Raw genomic sequence first — 2,754 nt, 5'->3', positions numbered from 1 at the left:
CGATATAGGAGTGACCTGTCACCCAGCCGACGTCGGCCGTGCACCAGTAGATATCGCCGGGATGGTAGTCGAAGACATATTCATGGGTCATTGCCGCATAGACGAGATAACCACCCGTCGTGTGCAGGACACCCTTCGGCTTACCCGTCGAGCCCGAGGTATAGAGGATGAAGAGCGGATCTTCCGCCTTCATCTTCACCGGCGGGCATTCGGCTTTCACCGTGGCGATTTCCTGATGGTGCCAGAGGTCGCGACCCGGCGCCCAACCCGTTTTGCCGCCGGTACGGCGCACGACGAGGACCTTGCTGACCGTCACATGCTGGCGGGCTGCTATGTGGATGGCGGTATCCGTATTGTCYTTCAGCGGSACCGGCTTGCCGCCGCGAATGCCTTCGTCGCAGGTGATGACGAAAGTAGACTCGCAGTCGACGATACGCCCCGCAAGCGCTTCCGGCGAGAAGCCGCCGAAGACGACGGAATGGACCGCGCCGATGCGGGCGCAGGCGAGCATCGCATAGGCCGCTTCCGGGATCATCGGCATATAGATGGTGACCCGATCACCCTTCTTGACGCCATGCTTCTTCAGCACGTTCGCCATGCGGCAGACGTGCTCGTAAAGCTCGTTATAGGTGATCTTCTTGTCGATATAGGGGTTGTCGCCCTCGAAAATGATGGCAGTTTGATTGCCGTTCGTCTTCAGGTGACGGTCGATACAGTTGTAGGAAACATTGGTCTGGCCGTCTTCGAACCATTTGATCGAGACCTTGCCGGTGAAGGATGTGTTCTTGACCTTGGTATAAGGCTTGAACCAGTCGATCCGCTTGCCGTGTTTGCCCCAGAACTTGTCGGGGTTTTCAATGCTTTCCTCGTACCATTGCTCGTACTTGGCCTGATCGATCAGCGCACGGGTCTTTACCGGTTTGGAAACCGGATAGATCTTCTCCGACATGGGAACTCCTCCTCACAAGGCTATGCGACGGCCGATCGTTTCGAAGCGGCCGGGACTCGAATTGCGCAATTCATATCAGGTAGTCTGATGACGGCAATTAGACAAAGGTCATTTCATTTCTGAAGAATTGCAATTCTGCGACAGTGCGGTTATATAGCGCCATATTTCCCGGACATTGTGGTGACAATCCACGGACCGCGACCGGCGCGGACGATAGAAGGACTATATCCATGGCTCAACAGCTGCTCATGCCGAAGGCGACTGCCATCTGGCTCGTCGACAATACAGCCCTGTCTTTCGACCAGATCGCTCAGTTCTGCAAACTGCATCCGCTCGAAGTCAAGGCGATTGCCGATGGCGAAGCCGCGCAGGGCATCAAGGGCCTCGACCCGATCGCCACCGGCCAGCTTTCCCGCGATGAGATTGCCCGCGCCGAAGGCAACCCGAACTACAAGCTGAAGCTTTCCGAACCGAAGGTCCGCGTGCCGGAATCCAAGCGCCGTGGCCCGCGCTATACGCCGGTTTCCAAGCGTCAGGACCGCCCGAACGCCATTCTCTGGCTGGTTCGCAACCATCCGGAACTGAAGGATGCCCAGATCTCGCGTCTCGTCGGCACCACCAAGTCGACGATTGAGCAGATCCGCGAGCGCACCCATTGGAATTCGGCAAACCTGGCCCCGATGGATCCCGTCACGCTCGGCCTCTGCAGCCAGATCGATCTCGACATGGAGGTGGAAAAGGCGTCCAAGGGCCGTCCGCTGCCGACAGCTGCCGAACTCGGAGCAACGCTGCAATCCGCTCAGGAAACCGAGCGTCTGACGCCGAGCTACGAGCGTGAGGAAGAAAAGGAAATCGACGCCGATGCCGTCTTCCGCAAGCTGAGCTCGCTGCGCTCGGCCCCCAAGGATGAGGACGAAGACGACCAGTTCTGAGATCGTCTGCTCCCGAAACGAATAAACCCCGCCACTGGCGGGGTTTTTTGTTGCCTTTCTCCTGCGCGCTGTTAGCTGCGGAAGAGCGAGAGAATGTTCTGTGCCGAGGAATTGGCGATCGAGAGTGACTGGATCGCAAGCTGCTGTTGCGTCTGCAGGGCGGAGAGCTTGGACGACTCTTCTTCCATGTCGGCGTCGACGAGGCGACCGACACCGGAGTCGATCGAGTCACCCAGAGCGCTGACGAAGGTTTCCTGCAACTGAATTCGGGTCGAAATCGAGCCGAGCTGCGAGCCCGCATTCGTCATGGCCTGAAGCACGAGTTCGACGCCGGAAAGCGCTCCATCGAGCTGGCCCTGAGTGAAGGTGGTGATGTCGAGTGCGTAAATCGACGGCATGACGATGGTGACGTTACCATAGGTGCCGTTGAATGCGGTGCCGATAATGCCGCTGGTCGTCTGGATCGTTCCGTTGCTGTTCATGCCGAACAGCACGTTACCGAGCGTACCTGCATTGAGAACATAGTCCGTCATCTTGACCGAAACGGCATTGGAACCGTCACGGACGAAGGAGGAGACGACGCTCTTTGTGCCCGAAGCGCCGGCAACCCAGTTTTCACCGGAGAAGGAGGCCGACTGAGCAATGCTCACCAGCTGTTCCTGCAGCTGGTCGATTTCTTCCTGGATCTTGGTCTTGTCGACGCCCTTTTCTGTAGCGGCGACGATCTTGGACTTGATTTCGCTGACGACGTCGATGGCGTTGTCCATGGCGGTGTAGGCCGTATCGACCTTGGCAGCGCCGAGGCCGAGGGCGTCGGAAACGGCCGAGAGGGCCTTGTTGTCCGAACGCATGGTCGTCGCGATGGACCAATAG

3 protein-coding genes are annotated in these 2,754 nt (G+C 58.3%); 1 reads left to right on the top strand and 2 read right to left on the bottom strand.

The genetic code is table 11. The features are described 5' to 3' along the window. On the bottom strand, positions 1-949 hold a 949-nt coding region (locus AC1D35_RS35410; protein WP_477942608.1), incomplete at its 3' end, for an AMP-binding protein. A gap of 230 nt (positions 950-1,179) precedes the next feature. Here AC1D35_RS35410 and AC1D35_RS35405 point away from each other — a divergent pair. Then, positions 1,180-1,881 carry a DUF1013 domain-containing protein gene (locus tag AC1D35_RS35405; protein ID WP_113300824.1) on the top strand — a complete coding sequence of 234 codons (702 nt, stop codon included), beginning with the start codon at positions 1,180-1,182 and terminating at the stop codon, positions 1,879-1,881. A 71-nt stretch (positions 1,882-1,952) separates the two neighbouring features. Here the strand turns inward: AC1D35_RS35405 and AC1D35_RS35400 are convergent. After that, positions 1,953-2,754 (bottom strand): flagellin N-terminal helical domain-containing protein (locus AC1D35_RS35400; RefSeq protein ID WP_477942606.1); only part of this gene is annotated, 802 nt, incomplete at its 5' end.

Source organism: Rhizobium sp. P1_E6 (assembly GCF_056405875.1).
The sequence above is the reverse complement of the archived record's forward strand: the minus strand, read 5'-3'. Positions and strand labels throughout refer to the sequence as shown.